29 protein-coding genes are annotated in these 23,323 nt (G+C 65.4%); 14 read left to right on the top strand and 15 right to left on the bottom strand.

The features are described from left to right. Window positions 1-8 precede the first annotated feature (8 nt). Window positions 9-326, bottom strand: coding sequence for an MTH1187 family thiamine-binding protein (locus VKI00_RS11645; RefSeq protein ID WP_324437611.1), 318 nt, complete (start codon window positions 324-326; stop codon window positions 9-11). A gap of 39 nt (window positions 327-365) precedes the next feature. On the opposite strand from VKI00_RS11645, the gene dtd reads away from it, so the two are divergent. The 3 genes from dtd (at window position 366) to VKI00_RS11630 (ending at window position 2,293) form a co-directional block, all read left to right on the top strand. Continuing rightward, on the top strand, window positions 366-797 hold the full coding sequence (gene dtd, locus VKI00_RS11640) for a D-aminoacyl-tRNA deacylase (RefSeq protein ID WP_324437610.1): 432 nt from the start codon (window positions 366-368) through the stop codon (window positions 795-797). Between the two features lie 92 nt (window positions 798-889). Beyond that, the gene (locus tag VKI00_RS11635; protein ID WP_324437609.1) at window positions 890-1,378 is read left to right on the top strand and encodes an MEDS domain-containing protein; all 489 of its coding nucleotides are present in this window, start codon (window positions 890-892) and stop codon (window positions 1,376-1,378) included. Continuing rightward, window positions 1,379-2,293 carry a class I SAM-dependent methyltransferase gene (locus tag VKI00_RS11630; RefSeq protein ID WP_324437608.1) on the top strand — a complete coding sequence of 305 codons (915 nt, stop codon included), beginning with the start codon at window positions 1,379-1,381 and terminating at the stop codon, window positions 2,291-2,293. It begins immediately after the preceding gene. A gap of 13 nt (window positions 2,294-2,306) precedes the next feature. Here the strand turns inward: VKI00_RS11630 and fadD1 are convergent, their stop codons facing one another. The 7 genes from fadD1 to VKI00_RS11595 are packed head-to-tail and all read right to left on the bottom strand — an operon-like array spanning window position 2,307 to window position 8,778. Then, window positions 2,307-3,884 carry a fatty-acid--CoA ligase FadD1 gene (gene fadD1, locus VKI00_RS11625; RefSeq protein ID WP_324437607.1) on the bottom strand — a complete coding sequence of 526 codons (1,578 nt, stop codon included), beginning with the start codon at window positions 3,882-3,884 and terminating at the stop codon, window positions 2,307-2,309. Further along, window positions 3,877-4,296, bottom strand: a complete 420-nt coding sequence (locus VKI00_RS11620; protein ID WP_324437606.1) for a Zn-ribbon domain-containing OB-fold protein — start codon at window positions 4,294-4,296, stop codon at window positions 3,877-3,879. Before VKI00_RS11620 ends, fadD1 begins: the two co-directional genes overlap by 8 nt. A 2-nt stretch (window positions 4,297-4,298) precedes the next feature. Next, window positions 4,299-5,501 (bottom strand): thiolase family protein, encoded by a 1,203-nt coding sequence (locus VKI00_RS11615; RefSeq protein ID WP_324437605.1) that lies wholly within the window; start codon window positions 5,499-5,501, stop codon window positions 4,299-4,301. Continuing rightward, window positions 5,498-5,953, bottom strand: coding sequence for a MaoC/PaaZ C-terminal domain-containing protein (locus VKI00_RS11610; protein ID WP_324437604.1), 456 nt, complete (start codon window positions 5,951-5,953; stop codon window positions 5,498-5,500). Before VKI00_RS11610 ends, VKI00_RS11615 begins: the two co-directional genes overlap by 4 nt. An 8-nt stretch (window positions 5,954-5,961) precedes the next feature. Further along, window positions 5,962-6,462: a MaoC family dehydratase gene (locus tag VKI00_RS11605; RefSeq protein ID WP_324437603.1), complete on the bottom strand. Its 501-nt coding sequence runs from the start codon at window positions 6,460-6,462 to the stop codon at window positions 5,962-5,964. Continuing rightward, window positions 6,459-7,595, bottom strand: coding sequence for an acyl-CoA dehydrogenase family protein (locus tag VKI00_RS11600; RefSeq protein ID WP_324437602.1), 1,137 nt, complete (start codon window positions 7,593-7,595; stop codon window positions 6,459-6,461). Before VKI00_RS11600 ends, VKI00_RS11605 begins: the two co-directional genes overlap by 4 nt. Window positions 7,596-7,599: 4 nt before the next feature. After that, window positions 7,600-8,778: an acyl-CoA dehydrogenase family protein gene (locus VKI00_RS11595; RefSeq protein WP_324437634.1), complete on the bottom strand. Its 1,179-nt coding sequence runs from the start codon at window positions 8,776-8,778 to the stop codon at window positions 7,600-7,602. Between the two features lie 384 nt (window positions 8,779-9,162). On the opposite strand from VKI00_RS11595, the gene VKI00_RS11590 reads away from it, so the two are divergent. The 3 genes from VKI00_RS11590 (at window position 9,163) to VKI00_RS11580 (ending at window position 11,194) form a co-directional block, all read left to right on the top strand. Further along, complete coding sequence (locus VKI00_RS11590) at window positions 9,163-9,462, top strand: alpha/beta hydrolase (RefSeq protein ID WP_324437601.1); 300 nt, start codon at window positions 9,163-9,165, stop codon at window positions 9,460-9,462. A 122-nt stretch (window positions 9,463-9,584) separates the two neighbouring features. Beyond that, entirely contained in the window at window positions 9,585-10,349 is a 765-nt protein-coding gene (locus VKI00_RS11585; RefSeq protein WP_324437633.1) for an HAD-IB family hydrolase, read from the top strand. Then, complete coding sequence (locus VKI00_RS11580) at window positions 10,349-11,194, top strand: TIGR03619 family F420-dependent LLM class oxidoreductase (RefSeq protein ID WP_324437600.1); 846 nt, start codon at window positions 10,349-10,351, stop codon at window positions 11,192-11,194. The genes VKI00_RS11585 and VKI00_RS11580 overlap by 1 nt, the downstream gene beginning before the upstream one ends. Before the next feature lie 3 nt (window positions 11,195-11,197). On the opposite strand, the gene VKI00_RS11575 is transcribed toward VKI00_RS11580, so the two are convergent. After that, complete coding sequence (locus VKI00_RS11575; RefSeq protein WP_324437599.1) at window positions 11,198-11,935, bottom strand: glucose 1-dehydrogenase; 738 nt, start codon at window positions 11,933-11,935, stop codon at window positions 11,198-11,200. An 87-nt stretch (window positions 11,936-12,022) separates the two neighbouring features. Between VKI00_RS11575 and VKI00_RS11570 the strand changes: the two genes are divergently transcribed. Then, entirely contained in the window at window positions 12,023-12,496 is a 474-nt protein-coding gene (locus tag VKI00_RS11570) for a hypothetical protein (RefSeq protein ID WP_324437598.1), read from the top strand. Window positions 12,497-12,588: 92 nt separating this feature from the next. Beyond that, the gene (locus VKI00_RS11565) at window positions 12,589-13,719 is read left to right on the top strand and encodes a nitronate monooxygenase family protein (RefSeq protein ID WP_324437597.1); all 1,131 of its coding nucleotides are present in this window, start codon (window positions 12,589-12,591) and stop codon (window positions 13,717-13,719) included. Window positions 13,720-13,741: 22 nt separating this feature from the next. On the opposite strand, the gene VKI00_RS11560 is transcribed toward VKI00_RS11565, so the two are convergent. From VKI00_RS11560 to VKI00_RS11545, 4 genes are all read right to left on the bottom strand, one after another. Further along, entirely contained in the window at window positions 13,742-13,963 is a 222-nt protein-coding gene (locus tag VKI00_RS11560; protein ID WP_324437596.1) for a hypothetical protein, read from the bottom strand. Between the two features lie 30 nt (window positions 13,964-13,993). Next, complete coding sequence (locus VKI00_RS11555) at window positions 13,994-14,431, bottom strand: hypothetical protein (protein ID WP_324437595.1); 438 nt, start codon at window positions 14,429-14,431, stop codon at window positions 13,994-13,996. A gap of 118 nt (window positions 14,432-14,549) precedes the next feature. Beyond that, on the bottom strand, window positions 14,550-14,894 hold the full coding sequence (locus VKI00_RS11550; RefSeq protein ID WP_324437594.1) for a dihydrofolate reductase family protein: 345 nt from the start codon (window positions 14,892-14,894) through the stop codon (window positions 14,550-14,552). After that, window positions 14,887-15,144 (bottom strand): hypothetical protein, encoded by a 258-nt coding sequence (locus tag VKI00_RS11545; RefSeq protein ID WP_324437593.1) that lies wholly within the window; start codon window positions 15,142-15,144, stop codon window positions 14,887-14,889. The genes VKI00_RS11550 and VKI00_RS11545 overlap by 8 nt, the downstream gene beginning before the upstream one ends. A 213-nt stretch (window positions 15,145-15,357) precedes the next feature. Here VKI00_RS11545 and VKI00_RS11540 point away from each other — a divergent pair, with 213 nt between their 5' ends. From VKI00_RS11540 to VKI00_RS11520, 5 genes are all read left to right on the top strand, one after another. Next, a complete protein-coding gene (locus VKI00_RS11540; RefSeq protein WP_324437592.1) occupies window positions 15,358-16,617 on the top strand; it encodes a cytochrome P450 in 1,260 nt (419 codons plus the stop codon). A 16-nt stretch (window positions 16,618-16,633) separates the two neighbouring features. Then, window positions 16,634-17,647 (top strand): alcohol dehydrogenase catalytic domain-containing protein, encoded by a 1,014-nt coding sequence (locus VKI00_RS11535; protein WP_324437591.1) that lies wholly within the window; start codon window positions 16,634-16,636, stop codon window positions 17,645-17,647. Window positions 17,648-17,652: 5 nt separating this feature from the next. After that, window positions 17,653-18,192 carry a YceI family protein gene (locus VKI00_RS11530; protein ID WP_414687173.1) on the top strand — a complete coding sequence of 180 codons (540 nt, stop codon included), beginning with the start codon at window positions 17,653-17,655 and terminating at the stop codon, window positions 18,190-18,192. A gap of 15 nt (window positions 18,193-18,207) precedes the next feature. Beyond that, complete coding sequence (locus VKI00_RS11525) at window positions 18,208-19,080, top strand: LLM class F420-dependent oxidoreductase (protein ID WP_324437589.1); 873 nt, start codon at window positions 18,208-18,210, stop codon at window positions 19,078-19,080. Between the two features lie 95 nt (window positions 19,081-19,175). Then, window positions 19,176-20,099 carry an SAM-dependent methyltransferase gene (locus VKI00_RS11520; protein ID WP_324437588.1) on the top strand — a complete coding sequence of 308 codons (924 nt, stop codon included), beginning with the start codon at window positions 19,176-19,178 and terminating at the stop codon, window positions 20,097-20,099. Window positions 20,100-20,147: 48 nt separating this feature from the next. Here the strand turns inward: VKI00_RS11520 and VKI00_RS11515 are convergent, their stop codons facing one another. Beyond that, a complete protein-coding gene (locus tag VKI00_RS11515; protein WP_324437587.1) occupies window positions 20,148-21,362 on the bottom strand; it encodes a DUF7159 family protein in 1,215 nt (404 codons plus the stop codon). Between the two features lie 447 nt (window positions 21,363-21,809). On the opposite strand from VKI00_RS11515, the gene VKI00_RS11510 reads away from it, so the two are divergent. Beyond that, complete coding sequence (locus VKI00_RS11510) at window positions 21,810-22,793, top strand: alpha/beta hydrolase family protein (RefSeq protein ID WP_324437586.1); 984 nt, start codon at window positions 21,810-21,812, stop codon at window positions 22,791-22,793. Between the two features lie 62 nt (window positions 22,794-22,855). On the opposite strand, the gene VKI00_RS11505 is transcribed toward VKI00_RS11510, so the two are convergent. Continuing rightward, on the bottom strand, window positions 22,856-23,323 hold a 468-nt coding region (locus tag VKI00_RS11505), incomplete at its 5' end, for a hypothetical protein (RefSeq protein ID WP_324437585.1).

Here is a 23,323-nt window from a genome sequence, read left to right as displayed (position 1 = left end):
CGCTCGCTTCAGCGATCGTCGCGCTCTGCGGAAAGGTGCCGTTCCACCGACTCGGTTTTGGTTGTCATCGCATCCGTGACACCCGATCGCCAGTCGGCCTTGATCACTACGCTGACCCGCGACGCGCGAGCCGCCACGGCCTCGACCGCGCGCTGCACGACCGCCATCACCTCACCCCAATCGTCGCCTTCGATCACGGTGAACATCGAATCGGTCTTATTCGGCAACCCGGAATCCCGCACCACGCCGACTGCTTCGGCGACGATCTCACCGACGCTTTCGCCGACGCCGAGCGGTGTGACGGAGAATGCGACCAGTACGGACACAACACGACCCTACTCGCGGCGCATGGCAGCATCGGGGCCATGCGGGTTCTGGTGCAACGGGTCTCATCGGCGACGGTGTCGGTCGATCAGCACGTCGTGGGATCGATCCGGCCCAACAGCCAGGGGCTACTGGCGTTGGTCGGGATCACCCATGACGACGATATCGGCAAAGCCCAGCGGCTCGCCGAAAAGCTTTGGCAGCTAAGGATTCTCGATGACGAGCGGTCCGCAGCTGACATCAACGCGCCGATCATGGTGATCAGCCAGTTCACGTTGTACGCCGACACCGCCAAGGGCCGACGACCGTCATGGAATGCTGCGGCGCCGGGGGCCGTCGCCGAGCCGCTGATAGACGCGTTCGCGCAGGCGCTGCGGCGGCAGGGCGCCGACGTAGAAACCGGCAAATTCGGCGCTCACATGCAGGTCGAGCTGATCAATGACGGCCCGGTGACCGTTCTGCTGGAGCTGTGATGGGCGGGTATTGTTGCATCTGGGACGGCTGCGCGTAGCGTGACTCGAATGCGGCGGTTGGCAGGGCCGCGCCCCGGTGTTGTGGAGCTGACGTGACGTACGCGCGGAGCGGTCACGCCGCCTTCCTCTACCGCACGCAGCGGGAGTATCTGGATTGCCTGTTGCCGTTTATCTCTGAGTCCGTCCAAGCAGAACAAGCGGTGCTGGTCGCGGTACCAGCACCGCACCTGGCGGTGCTCACCGAGGGGTTGGGCCGGTTGGCCGAGCGTGTGGTCATGACCGACATGATCGAGGTGGGCCGCAACCCCGGCCGAATTCTGGGCGAGGTGCTCAGCGGCTTTGTCGACAAGCATGCAGATCAGCCGGTGCGCATTGTCGGCGAACCGATGTGGCCGAGTCGATCTGAGGTCGAATACCCCGCCTGCGTACAGCATGAGGTGTTGATCAATAGGGCCTTCCTCGGCCGGGATGTCACGGTTGTCTGCCCCTATCACGTCACGCAGCTCGGCCCTGAGGTCATCGCCGACGCGCACCGCACGCATCCGGACCTTCGGCTAAAAGGGACATCGGGTGGAGGCTAAATGACCGCACCGCAAGGCAAATGGGCTCGATCCGACGACGACGAGTGGGACATCGTCAGCAGCGTCGGCTACACCGCGCTGCTGGTCGCCGGATGGCGTGCGCTACATGCCATGAGTGCGCAGCCGCTGGCGCGAGACGATTACGCACAGCACTTCATCACCGCTTCGGCGGACCCGTATCTGAATAGTGTGCTGCTCAACCCGGGAACGTCTGAGGGTGCGACGGCCTTCCCACGGCTTTACGGGGTCCAGACAAGGTTCTTCGACGAATTCTTCTACTCCGCTGCTGCCCGAGGCATCCGGCAAGCGGTGATTGTCGCGGCCGGCTTGGACTCTCGAACCTACCGGCTAGATTGGCCAAGTGGCACAGCGGTATTCGAGGTAGACCAACCGAAGGTCCTCGAGTTCAAGGAGCGGGTACTGGCCGAGCTCGCGGCCGAGCCCGCCGCACATCGCATCGAGGTGGCAGCCGACCTGCGAGACGACTGGTCAATACCGCTGCGGACGGCGGGGTTCGACCCGCAAAGCCCCACCGCCTGGTCAGTCGAGGGGATACTGCCCTACTTGACCGGCGCCGCACAGGACACGCTGTTCGCCCGTATCAGCGACCTGTCCGCGCCGGGCAGCCGACTCGCGATAGGTGCGCTGGGCTCGTCTCTCGCCCACGACCGGCTCGCCGAACTGGAAGAGACCTACCCCGGCCTCAATCTGTCGGGCGAGGTGAATTTCTCGACGTTGACCTACGACGACGCGGAGAAAACCAAACCCGCTGACTGGCTCGCCGACCACGGCTGGTCGGTTGAGCCCGTGCGCACCAATCCCGAATTGCAGGCCGAGTACGGCCGGACCCCACCCGAAGTCGACCTGCAGGTCGATCAGATCATGCACTCCGAATACATCACCGCGACTCGTTAACACACGCGCCGCACTACTCCCCCGCCACGTACGTAGTTCCGCGGTCCGCCCGCCTCCACAAGACACCGCCCGCGGCGGTGACACCCGCCTGAATCAGTTCACGTTTAAGAATTTTGTTGGTTGGCGTTTTGGGCAGCTCGTTGTTGATCCGCACGAAGCGGGGCCACGCCTTGGCGGATAAGTCAGGTTGAGCAGCAAGGAACTTCTCGAATTCTTCCGGCGTCAGGGACTGACCGTCGTTGAGAACGACGGCGGCCATCACCTGATCACCCACCTGTTCGTCGGGCACACCGTAAACGGCCACCTGGTTGATCGGGGCCAGCCGCTGCAGAATTCGCTCGATCGGTGCCGCGGCCAGGTTCTCGCCATCCACTCGCAGCCAATCCGCGGTACGACCGGCAAGGTAGATCCAGCCGTCGGCGTCCCGGTAGGCCAGATCGCCAGACCAATACATGCCGTGGCGCATCCGCTCGTTGGTGGCGGTCGGATCGTTGTAGTAGCCGGAGAATGCGCCGCCACCCTGGGTGTTCACCAGCTCTCCGACCGCCTCGTCGAAGTTGGCGAGGGCGCCGTTCTCGTCGAAAACCGCTGGCGTGCATTCGGTAACAGATTCGGCGTGGTACACCGCGACACCGGGATATCCCTTGCCGATGGACCCGGCCGGGGTGCCGTTTTCGCGAGTGACGATCACCGCAAACTCGCTCGATCCGAAACTGTCGACGACCCGGCAGCCGAATCGTCGAGCGAATTCGGTGATATCGCGATCAGTCGCCTCGTTGCCGAACGCCACGCGCAGCGTGTTGTCGGCATCGTCCGGGTGCTCCGGGGTGGCCAGCACCAACGCCAGCGGCTTGCCGACATAGTTCACGTAGGTGACGTGGTGGCGGCGGATATCGGGCAGGAAACGCGACGGCGAGAACCGCGCCGGGACCATCGTCGCGCCGCTTCCGATGGCCACTGCCCAGCCGGCCGCCACGCCGTTGGAATGAAACAACGGCATCGACAAGTAGCACACGTCGCTATCGGTGATCTGGAACTGGGCGATCAGGCTTGCGCCGCACATGATTGCGGCCACGTGGGCGAACCGGACCGCCTTCGGGTCGCCGGAGGTTCCCGACGTGAAGATCATCATCAAGGTGTCGCCCGGCCCCACCTCGCGGTGCGGCACAAGCGGCGGCGCGGCCTGCACCGCATCGAGGTAGCGGCGCGAAGTTACGTCGAGCACTATGACGTCGCCCAGATCCGGGCGAGAGAGCAGCGGCGCATGGTCGGGATCGACGAGCAGCAGTTGGCAGTCCGCGCGCCGGATGTCGGCGACTAGCCCGGCGCCGCGTCGGATGGTGTTGATGCCGCACAACACGTAGCCGCCCAACGCGGCGGCGGCCATCGAGCGCAGCATGGCCGGCGAATTGCCGAGTAACGCACCGACGTGGAGCGGACGCGCGGTGTCGGCCAGCCCGATCACCACCGCCGCCTCGGCCACTGCTTCGTCGAGGTGCTCGCGCCAGGTCCAGGTCTTCTCGCCGTAGGCGACCGCCGGGGTGTCGGCGTGCATGCGTGCCCGCAGCAGCTGCTGGACGGTCTCAAACATCGGTCGGCTCCGGTCGATACCGCAGCAGGGTGACGCCGGTATCGGGAATGTCGCAGAACACCGGGCTCACCCGCATGCCGACCCGGACGTCGGTAGGCTTCACGTCCACCAGCTCGGTGCTGAATCGTGGCCCGGCGTCCCATTGGACCACCGCCAGGATCTGAGGCACCGCATCCGCCCACGGGGGGCCGGTCGGTCGCTGTGCCACCGTGAAGGTGTAAACCGAACCGGCGCCGTCGATTTCACGCCATTCCAGGTCGTCGGCCAGCGTGCCCGGAGCCAGGGTGCGCGGATAGAACACGTACCGTCCCAGCGACGGCGAATATTGCACGAGGATCCGGTGGTCGGCGAGTCCCTGCCAGAACGGTTTTGAGACCGGTGTGGCCTCGGGAAGTGGTCGCGGCTCGGTCATCGTCAGTCACCGCCCAGAACCAGCGCGACCTGCTCACTCATGATGCCGCCGGTGCCGCTGACGAACGCCCGGTGGCAGTCGGTTACCTGGGCCCGGCCCGCTCGGCCCATCACCTGACGTGCCGCGTCGACAACGTGATGCATGCCGCCGGCCATGCCTGCCTGTCCGAAGGAGAGTTGCCCGCCTGCGGTGTTGAGCGGGAAGTCGCCGGCGAAGGTTAGGTCATGCTGGTTAACCCATTTCATGCCTTCACCTTTGCCGCAGAATCCGGCATTCTCGAGCGTCATCAGCACGGTGATCGTGTAGCAGTCGTAGAGCGACGCGACGTCGACAGCGGACGGCGTGAGCCCCGCCATCGCGAAGGCTTTCTCGGCGGCACGCGATATCGGTGTCGTCATCAGGTCCTCGGCGTAGGTCGCGGTCTTGAAGGCGATGTGTTCGCCGAATCCCTTGACCCACACTGGTCTATGCCGCGCCCGGCGCGCCACCTCTTTGTTGGCGACGAGAACACCGGCACCGCCCTGGACCCGCATCACCGTCTCGAGCATGTGGATCGGATCAGCGATCATCGGGCTGGCCAGCACGTCATCCACGGTGATCGGTTTGCCGTGGAACACCGCGCCCGGATGCCCGCACGCATTCGTGCGCTGGTCCACCGCGATCTTCGCCAGAGCTGCTGCGTCGTAACCGAACTCAGCCGCATACCGTTGGGCGATTTGGGCGTACGGCGCGTTCTGGCCGACGTTGCCGTAGGGGATCTCGAACTCGGCCTGCGGCGATCCGTACTTGTTGCTCGACGCACCGTGCCAGCCCGGCGGTGACGACGGTTGGCGGGCGGACGTGGGCAACACGGCGGACCCGGGGACGACGGCCAGTACCGCGTCGCAAAGCCCGAGTTCGACGGCGACCGCCGCCCGCCACACCATCCCGGCCGAGGTGGCGCCGCCCAGGTCGACCCGTTCCCCGAAATCAACCGGCAGGCCAAGGTATTCAGACAACGTGGCCGGGGCGAACATATCGGATTCCGCAACGCCGTGGCACACCAGCCCGTTGACTACCGTGGCATCGACACCGGCGTCCTCGACGACCATCTTGGCCAGCAGTGCGTACTGGTCCAGGGTGAACGAGGGTGGCCGGGTCTGCTTGCGTTCGGCGGGCAGCTCGGCGATACCGATGATGGCCGCCTCACCGCGCAGGCCCGTCAAGATGAATCTCCGCGCAATGGCAGTGCGACCGTGGCCGTCCCCGGCATCAGCACGGTGTCACCCCGTCGCCCGGCGATGTCCAGATCGACGAGCCCGGTGTTGTCGGCCAACCGTTTTCCGGTCACCACCCCGCCGAAGGTCAGCTCTTCGCCGGCGAACGCGATCGCGCGGTTCTGCACGGCGTACTCGACCAGCCGGCCGCCGCCGCCCATCCAGTCGGTGATTGCTCGGGCCAGCAACGCGGCCTGCAGGGGGCCCTGCACGATGACATCGTCATAACCCTCAACGTTGCGTGCCCAATCCTTGTCGTAGTGGATGCGGTGAGCGTTGTACGTCGCGGCGCTGAAGAAAAACAGCTGCCGCTCGTCGACCGTCACCACGAGCGTGGGCAACGAGTCGCCGGTCTGGACGTCCTCGTAGAAAACCTGTACCGGCCTTTCTTCGGGGGTCACAGCACTCCTCACGGTCGGGCGATCATCGACGTTGTTGCCTCGGCGACTAATTCACCGTGCTGATTGCGGTACACCGTTCGCCAGGTCACCAGAATGAACCGGCCGGAGCGACCCTGCTTCTCGACGATCGACTGGATCGTGCGCACCATCTCGATCTCGTCGCGGTGATACGCCGGCCCGAAGAACGTGGTGCTCTCCCCGCCGGCCATGCGTCTGGGCGCGCGGGGAAACGCGAGGCTGCCCGATGCCGCGCCGGAAGAGCCATCCGGCCGCAACCCGTCCAGCGCGGTGACCCCCGAGACGGCGAATTGCAGGAAGAGCGGCGGACAGATGGTGTCCCGGTAGCCTTGCGCGCGAGCGTATTCGGTGTCGAACCACAACGGATTGTGATCACCGACCGCCGCGGCCCAGCGTTGCCAATCGCGGCGGTTGACTTCGCCTGTCGCGGTTGCGGCGACGGTGCCCACTCGCGACGCCGACTCGGCGTCGATCAGACTCTGCTCGCTCAAGGTCCCTCCTCCAGCCACGTCGCTGCCACATCCGCGCCGCCCCCCAGCGTGGACAGCACCCGGGCGCGCTCGGAGAACAAATGCAAGTCGGTCTCGACCACATAACCCATGCCGCCGTGCAATTGGTGCGCGTCGAGCGTGATCGACTTCGCAGCGCTGGCCGCGTGCATTCGGGCGATCGCGGTCTCCCGGGTTCCGGTGCGGCCTTGCCCGATCCAGAACACCGCTGAGTGAGCTGCCAGCCGGGCTGCGGCCAGCGCGATATGCATATTCGCCACCAGATGCTGCGCCGCTTGAAAGGACGCAATCGGGCGGCCGAATTGTTGACGTGCCACCGTGTAGTCGACGGTACGCCGCAGCACCGCTTCGCCGACACCGACCAAGTCCAGCGACAGCAGCGCCACCGCGGAGTTGGCCACCCGGCGCAGGTCCTGATCGTGTACGCCCTCACCGTGCGGCCCGGCAAGCACCGCACGTCGATCCATCACCTCGACAGCGTCGAGGAGGATGCGAAACGCTCGATGGCCGCCCATCAGGGGTTGCGCCTCGATATGTACTCCGTCGGCCGATAGCGCGACAACGAAGCCCAATGTGCGGTCGGCCGCGGCAGTCGTATCGGAGGCTGCTGATACGACGATGTGGTCGGCCAGGTCGGCGTCTGCGACAAAGTCGACGGTGCCGCTCAGCCGCCAACTTCGCCCAGCTCCCGCATAGGCTCGCACTGTCGGCGCGATCACCGCGGCATCGTGTGCGCTCCACAAACCTGTTGTGGCGCAAAGCGTTCCGGCCGACAGCGAAGGCAGCCACGCGGCATGCTGGTCCGGTCCGCCCAGTAGCAGGATGGCAAGCGCCGCCTGCAGGGTGGTATGCACGACCGTTGGGCAAAGGGCGCGGCCAGCTTCCACGCAGAACACGCCGAGGTCGGACAGCGTGCCAGCGGCGCCGCCGTATTCCTCCGGAAGGAACAGCCCAAAGACCCCGGCATCGGCCAACGCCTTCCACAACCTGTCCGGCATCTGCCGCCGGTCCGAATCACGAAGTTGGCGGACCAGGCTGGTTGGGCATTCGGCGAGAAACAGCGCGTTTAGCATCGAGGCCAAATCTCGCTCGTCCTGGCTGGGCAGCAGTCTCATGCCGTCACCGTCCGTAGGACGGCATGCCGTGGCCACGCTGGGCGATGACGTCGCGCAGCACCTCGTTGGTGCCGCCGCCGAACCGCATCAGCGGCGATACCCGATAGAGCCGCTCAAACTTCCCTTCGGCGGGCGCGTTCGGGCTGCGGTAGGCCAACAGGCCGTCGGGTCCGAGCAGGTCGATGGCCAAATCGGCGATCCGCTGCCGCAGTTCGCTGCTGAAGACTTTCTCGACGCTGACTTCCACGGTCGGGATGACGCCGCTGTCCAGCAGTGACGCCGCCTGATATCCCATCAGCATCGCCGCCTCGACATCCGCCTCGGCCTGGGCGAGCCGCCGCCGAAAGCTGGATGTTTGCAGGGGTATCGAGCCGTCGCCACGCGGACGGCCGGCCAGCTCGGTCAGCTCGTCGAGTGCGCGGCGCATATCGCCCGCGTTGGTCAGGGCCCCGCGCTCGAGATCCAGCGCACCGGTGATGTAGGTCCAGCCCCGGTTGATTTCGCCGATCAGGTTGCTGACGGGCACCCGGACCTCGTCGAAGAACACCTCGTTGGTGCGATACCCCGACCAGGCGTAGAGGGGACGGATTTGCACACCGGGCGAATCGACCGGGACCATGATCACCGAAATGCCCTGGTGCCGTGGGGCATTGGGATCGGTTCGGACACACAGCCATTCATGGGTTGCTCGCTGAGCGCCGCTGTTCCAGATCTTGGATCCGGTGATGACCCATTCGTCGCCGTCTTGCACCGCGCGGGTGCGCAAGCTGGCCAGGTCGGTGCCCGCGTCGGGTTCCGAGTAGCCCACCGCGCAGGTCAGTTCTCCGCGCGCTATCGGCGGCAAGAATTCGGTCTTGTTCTGTTCGGTGCCGTGCCGCATGATCATCGGCGCCACCGAGGTCACGGTGAGATCCGGCCCCGGGACGCCCCAGTATTCGAACTCGCGCATCAACAGGTGCTGATGGATGGCGCCGAGTCCCAGACCGCCGTATTCCGCCGGCCAGTTCAGCCCGAACCATCCCCGCGCGCCAATTTTGCGCCGAAACGACGCCACTTCCCCATCGGGAAACTCCTGGCCGTGTTCGGCCAGCTCGGACCTCAGCGCCGGCGTGACGTTCGCCTGCAAGAAGTCACGCACCTCCGCCAACCAGGCGTTCTGCGCTGCGTCGAGTTCAAAATCCACCATCCTTTTCCTAGCGCGTCTTACCTGCTTGCGCCCGGGATTTCGAAAAGGAATTGCGCTCAACCTGTCGGCGCATCAGTTCGACAACCTTGGCCGCGTCACTTGGCGTTGTCGTCGGCACGAATGGCTAGCCAATTGAGGGTGTCCGCTACCTGGCCAAGAGCTATTCTCAGCGGCATTGCAGCTTTCCCACAGGCCTCGGTTGCCCCTGACGGGCCCCATGCAAGGAGTCACGCGCATGCTCCACGAGGTGGTCGATAAGGGATCTTGCAGTGCATCTCATCCGGTGCCGCTGCTCTTCGTGCACGGGGCCTGGCATGCGGCATGGTGCTGGGATGAGTATTTCCTAGACTCTTCGCGGATAGGGGTTATCGCGCGCTAGCTGTGAGCCTTCGTGGTCATGGAAACAGCCCAACACCACGGCGTAAGCATGCGTGTTCGGTCGCTGACTACGTCGAGGATGTCGACTCGGTGGCCAGCGGTCTGCCCACCCGGCCGGCGGTGATCGGGCACTCCGTGGGCGGCTTCGTCGTGCAGAAGTGTCTGGAGACGCACCCCGCGTCCGCCGGCGTGCTGGTCGCGTCCGTACCCCCCGCGCGGGGCTGCTGGATTCCTGCTACGCAAAACGAAGCGCCACCCCTGGCACCGACGCGGAGATCTTCGCCGATATGGGTCATGACATGATGCTCGAACCGAAGTGGACTGGCGTCGCCGAGCGAATTTCCGCCTGGCTCGGCACTCACGGGCTCTGACCGACCACGACCCGCGGAACAAGTTCAAGAACATTAAAGTACTACGACGTGCCCATCGATCATCCGCAGTCGGCGGCCGGCGCCCTCGCGGAGATCGCCGCCGATTCGCCAGGCCCCGCGGTGGGAGCCTTCTTCGACCTCGACGGCACGTTGGTCGACGGCTTCACGGCGACGGCTCATGCGGGTGATCGGATCCGACGCCGGCAGGCCAGGATCGGCGAGGTCCTCGGCGTCGCCGAAGCCATGATGCGATATCGGTTCGGCCGCATGGAGTTCGGGCGGCTCGTGGTGCGGGGTGCCGGCTACCTGCGCGGTGAATCCCTGGCGGAGCTGGAAGAGATCGGTGAGCGACTGTTCGTCGACCGCATCGCGGCACGCGTCTTTCCGGGCATGCGAGCGATCGTCCAGGCGCATCAGCAGCGTGGGCATACCGTCGCGCTCTGCTCGTCGGCGCTGACCATCCACGCCCAGCCGGTCGCCCGCTACCTGGGCATCACCTACGTGCTGTGCAACCAATTCGCGCTCGACGAGCACGGTTTTCTGACCGGGGATATTGTCCGGCCGATCGTGTGGGGGCCGACGAAAGCTACAGCTGTACAACAGTTTTGCGCCGACAACGCAGTCACGCTGGACAGTAGTTACTTCTATGCCGACGGCGACGAGGACGCGGCGCTGATGGCGTTGGTCGGCCATCCCCGACCGGTCAACCCGCGGCCGCGGCTTGCGGCGGTGTCTGCCGAACGCGGTTGGCCGGTGCTTCGGATGGCGGCGTCGGGCGGCCGGATGCGGGCCAGGTCGTTCATCGGGAAAGCCGGGTAATGCAGTTCTGGTCTGGCACAGCATTTATGGACTCCGCGGATGCGCTGGCGGTCGCGAGCATGCTCGACGAGTACGGCTATGACGGGGTGATCTGTGCCGACCATTTGATCTACCCGCGTGTCCTGCGGTCGCGATACCCGACCGGGGCGGAGCGTCCGCCGTGGCCGCCGGAGACAGCGTGGCCGGACTCGTGGATCCTCATCGGTGCCATGGCGGCGATGACGCGTCGGCTGCGCTTCTCCAACGCCGTGTACGTGGCGCCCGCCCGTCCCCTGCTGGAAGTCGCCAAACAGGTGGCCACGGCGTCGGTCATTTCGGGGGGCCGGGTGTCACTGGCTGTCGGCACCGGCTGGATGCGCGAGGAATACGACCTGCTGGGACAGGATTTCGGCAACCGTGGCAAACGGCTCGACGAGATGATCCCGGCGTTGCGGGCGTTGTGGCAGGGCGGCTGGGTGTCCTGGAGCGGCCGCTACTACCAGGTGCCCGAGTTGATGCTCGAGCCGCACCCGACCACGCCGGTGCCGATCCTGTGCGGCGGCGAATCGGAGGCGGCGCTGCGCCGGGCCGCACGGCGGTGCGACGGGTGGGTCGGCACGGCCTACGCCTGGGACGACGCGGTCGGCTACGTGCAAAAGCTGACCGCGCTAAGGCGCGAATACGGGCGCCACGGCGAACCGTTCGAGATCATGCTGGCGTTGCTTGAGCCGCCGTCGATTGATCTCTACCAGCGCGCCGAAGACCTCGGGATCACAGCGGTGATGTGTGCTCCGTGGGCCGGTGGCCGGGACTATCGGCCGTCGATCGAGCGGTTCGCGCAGACCGTCATCGAGAAGGTTCGCTAGCCGCTAGAGCCGGTGCGGGACGTCGTTGATGAGGCCGCCGTCCATCACGAATTCCGCGCCGGTGGCATACGAGGATTCGTCGCTGGCCAGGAACACGACGAACGCGGCGACTTCGTCGGACTGGCCGGGGCGGCCCAGCGGGACGGTGACCATGTCGTCGGGGAAGTGCTTGGTCATCGGGGTGCGGATGAACCCGGGGTGGATGGAATTGACCCGGATGTTGTGCGGGGCCAACTCCAGGGCCGCCGATTTGGACAGGCCGCGCACCGCCCACTTGGAGGCGACATACGGATGCACCATGACGGCGCCGCGCAGGCCCTCGATCGACGAGACGTTGATGATCGAACCGCCGCCGGCGGCCTTCATCGGGTCAACCGCGGCCTGGATGCCGTGGAAGGTGCCGTTCAGGTTGACGTCGATGACCTTGTGCCACTTGTCCAGATTGAACTGGCCCAGCTGGCCCAGCGCCACGATCCCGGCGTTGTTGACCAGCACGCTGAGGCTGCCGAAGTCACTGACCGCGGTGGATACCGCGGCTTCCCAGTCGTCGGGTTGGGTGACGTCGAGGTGAACATAGCGCGCGGCGTCGCCGAGCTCGTCGGCCAGCGCCTTGCCCTCGTCGTCGAGGATGTCGCCGATCACCACCTTGGCGCCCTCGCCGACCAGCGCCCTGGCGTCGGCAGCGCCCATCCCCCGAGCGCCGCCGCTGATCACTGCAACTTTTCCGTCCACGCGTCCCATGGGGCGTCAGGCTACCGCAGCCGGGCAAAGAATTAGAACTTGTTCCACCGCCGGACTAGCGGCCGCGAGTTGGGAAACAATCGAGCGATGAGCGTCGCGACCTCGTTACTCACCGCGTGCAGCGGGTTTCTGTTGGCGGTGTTGTGGATGGATCTGATGTTCGATGCCCAGGTCCTCGCCGACCGCCAACCCGGCGGCGACCTGCCCGAATCCGTGCTGGCCTCCATCGCGGGCTACTACCGCCGCGCCGTCACCGAGTCCCGGCCGATGAGCCGGCTGATCGCGGTCGTCATGGTGGTGCTACTGGCAGCGTTGGCTTTCCGCGCGGTCCGAGGCAACGACCCGGGCTGGCTGGTGGCGGCGTCCGCCGTGCTCGCGGGCGCGCCCGTGCTGCTCGCACTGACACGCACGGTTCCCAACGCGGTCCGACTCGGCGGTCGTTCGGGCGGTCCGGCCGACCAAACCCGCCTAGCGCGGTCCATCTGGCGTGATCATCTGGTGTGCGCGGGCTGCATGCTCGCTTTCCTGGTGCTGTGGACGGCCCATAACGCGGTGGTCTGACCAACCCGGATGGTCACAGCGGAAGAATTCCGTACTAAACTAGAACACGTTCCAATTACGTCGCCAGCAAGCAGACCAGTAAGGAATCAGGCATGCACACTCCCATCTGCGACGAGCTCGGCATCGAGTTCCCGATCTTCGCGTTTACGCACTGCCGCGATGTCGTCGTCGCGGTGAGCAAGGCCGGTGGTTTCGGTGTGCTGGGGGCGGTCGGCTTCACGCCCGAGCAGCTCGAGATCGAGCTGAAGTGGATCGACGAGAACATCGGCAATCACCCCTACGGCGTCGACATCGTGATCCCGAACAAGTACGAGGGCATGGACTCGCACCTGTCCGCCGAGGAACTGGCCGACACGCTGCGCAAGATGGTGCCGCAGGAGCATCTGGATTTCGGGAAGAAGATCCTCGCCGATCATGGTGTCCCGATTGAGGACAGCGACGGCGACAGCCTGCAGCTGCTCGGGTGGACCGAGGCGACCGCCACGCCGCAGGTCGAGGTGGCCCTCAAACACCCGAAGGTGAAGATGATCGCCAACGCGCTCGGCACCCCGCCGGCCGAGATGATCAAGCACATTCACGAGTCCGGACTCAAGGTTGCCGCGCTGTGCGGCTCGCCCTCGCAGGCGCGCAAGCACGCCGATGCGGGCGTCGACATCATCATTGCCCAGGGCGGCGAAGCCGGCGGGCACTGCGGCGAGGTGGGCTCGATTGTGTTGTGGCCACAGGTCGTCAAGGAGGTCGCCCCGGTACCGGTGCTGGCTGCGGGCGGCATCGGCAGCGGCGAGCAGATTGCGGCGGCGTTGGCGCTGGGCGCGCAGGGCGCGTGGACCGGTTCGCAATGGTTGATGGTCGAGGAATCGTCGAACACCCCGGTTCAGCAGGCGGCCTACGTCAAGGCCGGCAGCCGCGACACCGTCCGCAGCCGCTCGTTCACCGGCAAGCCGGCCCGGATGCTGCGCAACGACTGGACCGAAGCCTGGGAGCAGCCGGACAACCCGAAGCCGCTCGGTATGCCGTTGCAGTACATGGTGTCCGGCATGGCGGTTCGGGCCACGAACCGCTACCCCAACGAATCCGTGGACGTGGCGTTCAACCCGGTCGGTCAGGTCGTCGGACAATTCAGCAAGGTGGAAAAGACGTCGACGGTCATCGAACGCTGGGTGCAGGAGTACCTAGAGGCGACGAACCGGCTGGACGAGCTCAACGAGGCAGCCACCGACTAGCGAACGGCCCTGCGCGGCAGGATTATTCGTCGTCGTCGGGGTACTTGCCGGTGAAGACCTCTTTGGCTCTGCTGACGGCGTAGGTGGCGATGTCCAGTGAGTTATGGACGATGTCGCCCGTGCCGCCGGCGATGTCCCCCTTGATAATGTGGCCGGCGTTTTCGACGATGTCCGACGACCTCTCGACGGCGTTCGTCACGATGTCTCGGGCGGCGTCGATCGCATCTTTCGGCTTGAAAGCCATCGCAGTCTTCCTGATAGGTGTGTTAGGTGGTTAGCCGGTCTGGCCGGTGTCCGACGGGAAGCCTCCGCCAGTACCGTTCGGGAACCCGCCGCCGGTCAGCTGACCAACCTGCCACCCGTGTTCGGTGCAGAGCATCGGCAGCCCGTCGGGGCTCTGGGCCGACGACCCGCGGGGGTTTTGGCACGGCGCACCGACCTGCTGAACTCCATTGAGCGGGTACGTGATCACCCAGAACCCCGACTGCGCGGCCGGGAACTGATTGATGATGAAATGGCACGCCTCGGCCTGACCACCCGGGCCGCGTCCGAAGATGAACCGCTCATAGTTGTCGCATGGTGCACCCAGCGAGGCGTCGTAGTTCATGCCCGGCACGTCGCCGTCGTAATGTCCTGGGTCGGCAACGGCGGCCGGCGCCAGGCCGACAGCTGCACCCGTGATCGCAGTGGCGATGAACAGTTCGCGAATCATGACCCACCTTCGGTGTCACGTTGCAGGGGACATTGCACGCCCCCGGCGGTCTTGGGCCAGCATAGCCAGTACGGCCCGGGCCACAAGGCCGTTTTGCATGTCGGCATCCAGCGGTCGGTCAGCGGTCGGCGGGCCGGTAAGTGCAGATCAGGACACCGGTAGCGGTCGTCGTCGCCGAGACCAGCTCGAGCGCACGGGCCCAGCCGTCGTCGGGAAACAATCGCTTGCCGCCTCCGAGCAGGATCGGCTCGATCATCAATCGGTATTCGTCGACAAGCCCGTGGCTGATCAACTGTGCAGCCAGCGATGCGCTGCCCATCACCTGCAGCGCCTTGCCGTCGCGTGCACGCAGCTCACGCACCGCGCCGATCGCGTCCTCGGCGGGCAGCAGGGTCGAGCGGGGCCAGGTGAGATCCTGCTGGGTCAGCGTCCGCGACGCCACGTACTTGGGAATCTCATTCATCCGGTCGGCGAACGGGTCGCCGGGCACGCTCGGGCCAGGCGGCGGCCATCGTCTGCCAGGTACGTCGGCCGAACAGCAGCGCCTCGGTTGGGGCCATTATTTCGTCAATCGCCGGGCCCATGGTGCCGGGGTCGAAGTACGGCATCGACCAGCCGCCGTGGCGGAATCCACCGTCGTCGTCCTCCCCCGGACCTCCGGGTGCCTGCACAACCCCGTCGAGGCTGATGAAGTCGCTGACAGCGATGTGCATGACCGATCCCTTTCCTGGTTGCTCTGCCTGGCATTAGATCCAGACCCCAGATCCAGCCGAAACTCATCGCAGCCGGTCGCGAGAACACGTTTCAATCCGTCGTCGGGCAATCCCGTGAGACACGTTCCATCTGGGCGGTCACGATGCTTTACTGAGCCAGAACGCGTCATCTTCAGAGGTCTTCAAGTCCTATTCACGTAGGAGTGCCCCCTAATGCCGACTCCAAATATCCCGCCTGGATTCGATTTCACCGACCCCGACATTCACGCCGAGCGGCTGCCGGTGGAAGAGCTGGCCGAGCTCCGAAAGACCGCGCCGATCTGGTGGAACGAACAGCCCGACGGGGTGGGCGGGTTTGACGACGGCGGCTTCTGGGTGGTGTCGAAGCACAAGGACGTCAAGGAGATTTCACGACGCAGCGACGTCTTCTCTAGCCTGGAGAACACCGCGTTGCCACGCTACAAAGAGGGCACGGTTCGCGAACAGCGCGACACGGGTAAGTTCGTGCTGCTCAACATGGACGCCCCACAGCACACCCACCTGCGCAAGATCATCTCTCGTGGCTTCACACCCCGGGCTGTCGAGCGCCTCCGCGACGACCTGCACGAGCGGGCCCAGCGCATCGTTGCCGAGGCGGCTGCACAAGGTTCAGGCGACTTCGTCGAGCAGGTGTCGTGTGAACTTCCGCTGCAGGCGATCGCCGGCTTGCTGGGTGTGCCGCAGGAAGACCGCAAGAAACTCTTTCACTGGTCCAATGAGATGGTTGGCGATCAGGATCCCGAGTTCGCCCGCAATGACGCCATGGGCGCGTCGGTCGAGCTGATCACCTACGCCATGCAAATGGCCGCCGACCGGGCCCAGAACCCCGGAGAAGACATCGTCACCAAGTTGGTCGAGGCCGACGTCGACGGCCACAAGCTCTCCGACGACGAGTTCGGCTTCTTCGTCATCCTGCTTGCTGTCGCGGGCAACGAGACCACCCGCAACTCCATCACCCAGGGGATGATGGCGTTCACCGACTTCCCCGATCAGTGGGAGCTGTACAAGAAGCAGCGTCCCGTCACCACGGCTGACGAGATCGTCCGGTGGGCCACCCCGGTCACGTCGTTCCAGCGGACCGCCCTGGAGGACTATGAGCTGTCCGGTGTGCAGATCAAAAAGGGCCAGCGGGTGGTGATGGTTTACCGCTCGGCCAACTTCGATGAGGACGTGTTCGACGACCCGTTCACCTTCAACATCTTGCGTGATCCCAACCCGCACGTGGGATTTGGCGGCACCGGGGCGCACTACTGCATTGGTGCCAACCTGGCGCGAATGACGATCGACCTGATGTTCAACGCGATCGCCGACGCTATTCCCGATCTGGAATCGATCAGCAAGCCGGAGCGGCTGCGTTCGGGTTGGCTCAACGGCATCAAGCACTGGCAGGTCGACTACCACACCGACGGGGCGAAATGCCCTGTCGCGCACTAGGACTTATATTCAAGCTATGGCGACCCATCGAGCTGTACACGTAGCCTCCGCAAATGCATCTTTAGAGCTGGTCGACGTCGAAACCAAACCGCCGGGTCGCGAGGAAGCGCGGCTGACGGTCACGGCGTGCGGGATCTGCGGCACCGACGCGCACTTCGTCGCCGGTGGCTTCCCGGGCATGACGTGGCCGTTGACCCCTGGGCACGAGATCGCCGGAACGATCGCGGAGCTCGGCGCGGGTGTCGAGGGTTTCGCGGTCGGCGATCGCGTCGCGGTCGGGTGGTTCGGCGGGTGCTGCTATCACTGCGATCAGTGCCGAAAAGGCCTGTTCATTCATTGCGAGAACGGGAAGATCCCCAGTTACCAATATCCGGGCGGATATGCGGAGTCGGTGACTGTCCCGGGCAGTGCGCTCGCCCGGATACCGGCCGGACTTTCCGACGCGGAAGCCGCGCCGATGGGCTGCGCCGGCGTTACCACCTACAACGCCTTGCGGCACACGAAGGCGGTGGCCGGCGACCGGGTCGCCATCCTTGGCGTCGGCGGGCTCGGTCACCTCGGCGTGCAGTTCGCCCGCGCGATGGGTTTCGAGACCATCGCGATCAATCGCGGCACTGCCAAAAAAGAGGACGCGCTCAAACTGGGCGCGCATCACTACATCGACTCCACCGCTGACGATCCCGCCGAAGCGCTCAAGGCCCTGGGCGGTGCCGCGGTCGTGCTGGCGACCGCGGGCAACTCGCCGGCCATGGCCGCAACGGTCGGCGGGATATCACCAAAGGGTGAGCTCGTCACCGTCGGCGTGACACCCGAACCGTTGCCGATCAGTCCGATCCAGCTCATCACGCCGGGGGTCAGCATCGTCGGCCATCCCTCCGGCACCGCGAAGGAAATCGAAGACACCCTGCATTTCGCGGTTTTGTCGGGTGTGCGGGCCTGGATCGAAGAGCTGCCGTTGTCGCAGGCTGCTGAAGGCTACGCAACCTTGGAGCAGGGGCGAGCTCATTACCGCACCGTTTTGACCATGTGAACGAGGTGTGGACGCTCAATCCGGACGACGGTGAGTTATTGGTTCACACCGGTGTCGCGGGCCGGGCGGCGAAGATGGGTCACCGGCTGACCATCGCAATGAAGCGCTGGCAGGCCACGGTGACGTGGTCGGACGGCGAACCCGCGGCGGCGCAACTGGAAGTCGACGTGGATTCGCTCGAAGTCCGGCAAGGCGAAGGTGGTCTGACACCGTTGTCCGGGCCGGAGAAAATCCTGGTGCGGTCCAACGCCTTACGGCAGCTGGGTGCTGGACGCTATCCCCAGATCAGCTTCACCGCCGACACGATCGAGCAAAGCCCGGACGGTTACCGGCTGGCCGGAGCACTGCAGATCCGCGCAAAGACGCGACCGCAGGTAATCGACCTGCGGACCGAGGATCTCGGCAATGCCTGGCGGTTGTCCAGCGAGACCGCGATCAGGCAATCCGATTTCGGTGTGAAGCCGTACTCGCAACTGCTGGGCGCGCTGAAGGTCGCTGATGACGTCACGGTGTCGTTCACCGCGACCCGCGCCAAAGACACCTGACGAAGGGAAGTGACGATGCGGATCGGAGTGGTGTTCCCGCAGACCGAGATTGGCGCCGACGCAGGTGCGGTTCGCGCCTACGCCGAACACGTCGAGGGCCTGGGATACGCGCACCTGCTTGCCTACGACCACGTCGTCGGCGCCGATCCGAAGGTGCACGCCGGCTGGGACGGTTTCTATGACCTGCACGACACGTTCCATGAGCCGCTCGTCACGTTCAGCTATCTCGCCGCCGTCACCACCGCACTGGAACTGGTCACCGGCATCGTGATCCTGCCGCAGCGGCAAACCGTCCTGGTTGCCAAGCAAGCGGCCGAGGTGGACCTGCTCAGCGGCGGCCGGCTACGCCTGGGCGTCGGTCTCGGCTGGAACGCGGTCGAATACGAGGCGCTAGGCGAAGACTTTTCGAACCGCGGCAAGCGCAGCGAAGAACAGGTGGACCTGATGCGCAAGCTGTGGACCGAAGAGTCCGTCACCTACCACGGCACCCATCACCGGGTGACCGGAGCCGGAATCGCGCCGCTGCCGATACAACGGCCGATTCCGGTGTGGTTCGGGGCAGCTTCACCGCGCGCATGCCGGCGCGCCGGTCGGCTCGGCGACGGCTGGTTTCCCATGGTCGGCCCCGGCCCCAAACTCGAGCAGGCGTTGCAAGCGGTGACGCAAGCCGCGACGGAGGCCGGCCGCGACCCGGCCCAGATCGCCATGGAGGGTCGGGTGTCCTGGAACGGCAGCGCCGACGACCTTGCCGACGGTCTTCGCGTGTGGGCCGAGGCCGGTGCCTCGCATATTTCGATCAACACGATGAAGGCCGGGCTGGCGTCGGTCGACGAGCACCTTGCCGCGTTGACCATGGCCGCCGAAATCGCCAGGGCCTTCGCGACTTAGCGCCCCGTCCACTAGTCGCGCGCGAGGCGTACGCTGGAGGAAGCTCATTACCTCGGCTAACTAACTGGTGAACGGGCCGCGTCGAAAGGGAGAACATGCGCAAAGACAACGACACGTGGGACCTGGCTACCAGCGTCGGAGCAACCGCGACAATGGTGGCCGCTGCCCGGGCGGTTGCCAGCAAGGCGCCTCACGGGCTTATCGACGATCCGTTCGCCGAACCACTGGTCCGCGCGGTTGGCGTCGATTTCTTCACTCGATGGGCCACCGGAGAGCTCGATCCCGCTGACGTCGATCCACCTGACACGGCGTGGGGTATGCGGCCGATGGCCGATCTGATGGCAGCTCGGACAAGGTATTTCGACAACTTTCTGCTCGACGCGACTGCAGCCGGGATCGGTCAGGCGGTGATTCTGGCTTCCGGTCTCGACGCGCGCGGGTACCGGTTGGCATGGCCGAGCGGCACGAAGGTGTTCGAGATCGATCAGCCGCAGGTGATCGAGTTCAAGTCCGCGACGATCGCGGGCCTGGGCGCCGATCCGACGGCCGACCTGAGGGCGGTACCGATCGACCTGCGCCACGATTGGCCAAAAGCATTGCAGGAGGCTGGTTTCAACGCCAACCAGCCCACCGCGTGGATTGCCGAGGGGTTGTTGGCATTTCTTCCGCCCGCGGCACAGGACCTGCTGCTGGACAATGTGGCCGCGCTGAGCGCCACCGGCAGCCGTCTGGCCGCTGAGATTTTTGTCAACGCGCCGGACGTCGACAACGGGCAGTCTGCGAGCCTGCTGGACTCGGCGACGGCCCGGTGGCGCGAACACGGTCTCGACATCGAGCTTTCCGCCCTCGGCTACGAGGGTGAGCGTCATGACGTGGAGACGTACCTGGCTGACCGCGGATGGCACGTGGTGCGCACGCCCTTGAGCACGTTGTTGGCCGACAACGGATTACCGGCGCTTCCGCCCACCAACGGTCAGCCGTCGTTCGCGAACAACTATTACTGCACTGCGACGCTCTGACGCTGCGCGAAACGCTCTGAGCCGCTTGGGTATTGCGATAGTCCTGGATTATGGCGGTGGCGCGCCCGGGTTGGGCGGCGGGCCCTGCGGTGGCGCCGGCTGGTCCGGCGGGTTCTGCTGACCGTGCAGACGCTCAAGGAGCTTGGTGAGCAGCGGATGTGGATTGGGCGGCGGCGGGGCAACCGGCGGTGGCGGCGCCGGCGGTGGGACCGGTTGGGCCGCGGGAAGTTCGGCCGGCGGTTGCTGGGAAACGACGGGCTGCGGCTGGGCGGCCGCCGGAGCCTCGGTCGGCTGTTTGGCCCGTGCCGGCGGCGGTGCTGGTCGCGCAATCGGTGTCTCGACCGCTGCCGGCTGCGGAGCCGGGGCTTGCACGACGGGAGGAGCCGCCGCCCGGTGCGCCACATGTTGGACCAATCCGGTAGCGCGGTTGGGAACCAGATGGGGGCCCAGCGCGAGCGACAGCGATGCCACGAACGTGACCGCACCGGCGACCAGCATCGTCAACGCCCCCGCGTAGGAGTTCTGCCGGGAGCCTTCCCGCTCCGCTGGCCCGCTGTCGACGGCCTCAACCATTTCGGCGTCGATGAATTCCGTGCGGCCAGCCGACGCGAGAGCGGCTCCGCGCGCCATGGCCAGCTCTGCACCGGTCTGCGTAATGACCGGGACCGGGACTGCCTTCTCGAGCCGCCAGGACAAGGCTTCGAGGTCCTCGTCGGGGCCGACCACGACGATGCCGCCCGGTTGCCATGAACTCCGCTCGAACAGGCTGGTCAGCCATTGGACGAGTCGGCCCGCGCCGCCGGTCAGATGCTTGACGGCGGTTTGCGGCTCGTCGTCGCACGTGTCGACCATTGCGACGATCGTCGAATCGCCGTCCAGCACGCAGACCGCGGCCTTGTCATAGCCGACGACCGGCGCGATTGCCCGGGCCAGCAGGTCGCACGCATCGTGCAACCGAATCGGCACAACATTGTGGAAGCCGGCGTCGGTCAGGGATTCCAGCAGCAGCGCAGCCTCGGCGGCGGCCTCGTCGCTCCAGGTGACGCCGATAACGTGAAGACGGCGGTCATAGTTGGCTGCGGCCGCCTGCGCGTCCAACACGGCCGCAGTCGCCTGCTCTGAGGTGTTGACGACACGCACTCCGCCACCGCAATCCACCTGGAAATCCTCGTGATCCAGGATGGTCCCGTCGGCGTCGCGGCCTTCCACGAGGACCCAGCCGACCGATGTGGATGTCAGCGACAGTCCAACTACCGTGTCCAAATCTGCACCTCAATCGTGTCCCAATGCCCATGCGCCGCCGCCAGCACGAAACCGTCGATGCGGGTTGGTTCGTGTGCTGCGGAAGGACCGGGACTACGTGGTCTCGTCGGTCTACCCCGGGTGAGCCTACGCGCTCATCGCGACAACAGCTGAACGGGTGTCGATAGCCCCGCGCGAGGTCGCGATGACCTGCGACATCGCGCCAGACACCTGCAGGCGACGCGCAGCCACACGGTCAGCGGACCAGCCATGCGTAGTGAAAGAGCCGCCAAATTCCGGCTCTAAAAACTGCATCGGCACGTTGCCAAGGACCCAGCTACCACAGGCTCCGCGCAGGTCGCGACGGCCGATACCGAATCGAGACACCTTTGCGTCCTGATCGACATATGGAGTACCACACGGTAAGTTTTGCGATTAGCGCACGACGGCCTACGACAAGGGGCAGGGATGACATACGTGAACGACAAGATGCGTGGCTGGGTGCGGCGACTTGCGGTCGCCGCTTTTGCGGTCGCCGTACTGCCGGGCCTCGTCGGCCTTCTCGGTGGATCGGCGACGGCAGGGGCGTTCTCCCGGCCCGGCCTTCCGGTCGAGTACCTGCAGGTACCTTCGGCTGGGATGGGCCGCAGCATCAAGGTCCAGTTCCAGAGCGGCGGCGCCAACTCGCCGGCGGTGTATCTGCTGGACGGCCTGCGTGCCCAGGATGACTACAACGGCTGGGATATCAACACCCCCGCCTTCGAGTGGTACTACCAGTCCGGGCTGTCGATCGTGATGCCGGTCGGCGGGCAGTCCAGCTTCTACACCGACTGGTACCGCCCGGCTTGCGGCAAGGCCGGCTGCTCGACCTACAAGTGGGAGACGTTCCTGACCAGCGAGCTGCCCGGCTATCTCTCCTCGGAGAAGAGCGTCAAGCCGACCGGTAGCGCCTCGGTCGGGATTTCCATGGCGGGTGCATCGGCAATGAATCTGGCGATCTACCACCCAGGTCAGTTCATCTACGCCGGTTCGCTGTCCGGCTACCTCAGCCCGTCCACCGGGCAGGGCTGGATAGGCCTAGCGATGGGCGATGCCGGCGGTTACAAGAAGGAAGACATGTGGGGACCCGACAGCGACCCGGCATGGGTGCGCAACGACCCCTTGGTCAACGTCGGCCAACTCGTCGCGAATAACACCCGGCTCTGGGTGTACTGCGGCAACGGGACTCCGAACGAACTGGGTGGCGCCAATCTGCCGGCCACCTTCCTCGAGAGCAACTTCATGATCGGTGTCAACAAGAAGTTCCAGGCCGCCTACGAGGCCGCGGGTGGCCACAACGCCGTGTTCAACTTCCCGTCCTACGGCACGCACAGCTGGGAGTACTGGGGTGCCGCGCTGAACGCCATGAAGGGTGATCTGCAGGGCTCTCTCGGCGCTCACGCCGGCGGGTAACAGCCTCGGGAGCAAAACTGCGCTTGACGGTGATCCGTCAAGCGCAGTTTTTGGCGCAAAGTTCAGTGCAGCCGGTCGCTGATGTCAATCCATGCCATCGAGTCGCCACGATGGTTGTTCATGTCGCGGCACTGACCATAGATACGTCCGACTCCCTGCTGCGGAGAATCGCTGTCCGGGTAGAGGATCGCGGTAACGCCATCCTTGGACAGTGTCTTGCCGAAAACGTTCTGATGGGGCGCTAACCCCTCACGCCAGCCGCGGGCAACCATGGCCGCCGCGATGCTCCGGAAATACTCGTCGCCGTGCGCATCGGTGGGGACGGCGAAGTTCAGGTAGACCGCTCCTTGATAGGGAGGAGCATCGCGGCTTTTACAGGACATCAAAAGGTAACCCGCCGTTGCGTTTTGAAGCGCACCGACGGCGACGACAATCCTCGCTTGGTCGACGACCTCGGTTTTGGTCTGTTCGTCGGTGGCGGTACGGCCCGGGTGCTCAACAGAATCGGCGGCCGATGAATGCAGCCGGCC

This window comes from Mycobacterium sp., assembly GCF_035314665.1.
Lineage (GTDB): Bacteria > Actinomycetota > Actinomycetes > Mycobacteriales > Mycobacteriaceae > Mycobacterium.
This window is presented reverse-complemented; position numbering and strand designations above follow the sequence as displayed.

Coding starts and splice junctions, on each gene's coding strand:
- VKI00_RS11550 (WP_324437594.1), bottom strand. CDS start 14,894: ATGAATGAGATTCCCAAGTACGTGGCGTCGCGGACGCTGACCCAGCAG.
- VKI00_RS11560 (WP_324437596.1), bottom strand. CDS start 13,963: ATGGCTTTCAAGCCGAAAGATGCGATCGACGCCGCCCGAGACATCGTG.
- VKI00_RS11510 (WP_324437586.1), top strand. CDS start 21,810: ATGACATACGTGAACGACAAGATGCGTGGCTGGGTGCGGCGACTTGCG.
- VKI00_RS11600 (WP_324437602.1), bottom strand. CDS start 7,595: ATGAGACTGCTGCCCAGCCAGGACGAGCGAGATTTGGCCTCGATGCTA.
- VKI00_RS11565 (WP_324437597.1), top strand. CDS start 12,589: ATGCACACTCCCATCTGCGACGAGCTCGGCATCGAGTTCCCGATCTTC.
- VKI00_RS11620 (WP_324437606.1), bottom strand. CDS start 4,296: ATGACCGAGCCGCGACCACTTCCCGAGGCCACACCGGTCTCAAAACCG.
- VKI00_RS11575 (WP_324437599.1), bottom strand. CDS start 11,935: ATGGGACGCGTGGACGGAAAAGTTGCAGTGATCAGCGGCGGCGCTCGG.
- VKI00_RS11580 (WP_324437600.1), top strand. CDS start 10,349: ATGCAGTTCTGGTCTGGCACAGCATTTATGGACTCCGCGGATGCGCTG.
- VKI00_RS11520 (WP_324437588.1), top strand. CDS start 19,176: ATGCGCAAAGACAACGACACGTGGGACCTGGCTACCAGCGTCGGAGCA.
- VKI00_RS11570 (WP_324437598.1), top strand. CDS start 12,023: ATGAGCGTCGCGACCTCGTTACTCACCGCGTGCAGCGGGTTTCTGTTG.
- VKI00_RS11545 (WP_324437593.1), bottom strand. CDS start 15,144: ATGCACATCGCTGTCAGCGACTTCATCAGCCTCGACGGGGTTGTGCAG.
- VKI00_RS11535 (WP_324437591.1), top strand. CDS start 16,634: ATGGCGACCCATCGAGCTGTACACGTAGCCTCCGCAAATGCATCTTTA.
- VKI00_RS11630 (WP_324437608.1), top strand. CDS start 1,379: ATGACCGCACCGCAAGGCAAATGGGCTCGATCCGACGACGACGAGTGG.
- VKI00_RS11555 (WP_324437595.1), bottom strand. CDS start 14,431: ATGATTCGCGAACTGTTCATCGCCACTGCGATCACGGGTGCAGCTGTC.
- dtd (WP_324437610.1), top strand. CDS start 366: ATGCGGGTTCTGGTGCAACGGGTCTCATCGGCGACGGTGTCGGTCGAT.
- fadD1 (WP_324437607.1), bottom strand. CDS start 3,884: ATGTTTGAGACCGTCCAGCAGCTGCTGCGGGCACGCATGCACGCCGAC.
- VKI00_RS11525 (WP_324437589.1), top strand. CDS start 18,208: ATGCGGATCGGAGTGGTGTTCCCGCAGACCGAGATTGGCGCCGACGCA.
- VKI00_RS11540 (WP_324437592.1), top strand. CDS start 15,358: ATGCCGACTCCAAATATCCCGCCTGGATTCGATTTCACCGACCCCGAC.